The sequence below is a fragment of the Cytobacillus sp. Bac17 genome (genome assembly GCF_024519925.1).
GTDB lineage: Bacteria > Bacillota > Bacilli > Bacillales > Cytobacillaceae > Cytobacillus > Cytobacillus pseudoceanisediminis.
The window spans coordinates 1-362 of sequence record NZ_JALJRC010000117.1; the positions used below are offsets into that span (position 1 = coordinate 1).

Annotated in this window: 1 protein-coding gene; it reads right to left on the minus strand. The window is 53.6% G+C overall.

The window, feature by feature from the left end; translation table 11 throughout:
• A partial coding sequence (locus NR125_RS30350; RefSeq protein ID WP_256816901.1) for a hypothetical protein occupies positions 1–362 on the minus strand: 362 nt, incomplete at both ends.

Genomic DNA, 362 nt, shown 5'->3' on the forward strand with positions numbered 1-362 from the left:
AATATCCTCGACCGCTCCCCTATCAGCGTGCGCCTCTTGCTCTCCCCCTCTCTTTCTCCTTTTCCCTCCCTTTTCTTTCCCTCCTCTTCCCTTCCCCCTTCCTCCCCTCCTCCTTTTTCTTCCCTCTCTTCTTTTTTCCTCCTTCTTTCCCTCCTCTTCTCCCCTCCTTTCCCCTTCTTCTTCTCCTCCCCCTCTTCCTTTCCCTTTTCTTCCTCTCTCCTCCCCTCCTCTTTCCTTTTTCTTCCCCCCTCCCTTTTCTTCCCTCTTTCCTTCTCCCTTCTTCCCCCTCCCCCTCCTTCCTTCTTTCCCCTCCTTCTTTTTTCTTTCTTCTCCCTCCCTCTTTCTTCCCCTCTTCCCTCCCC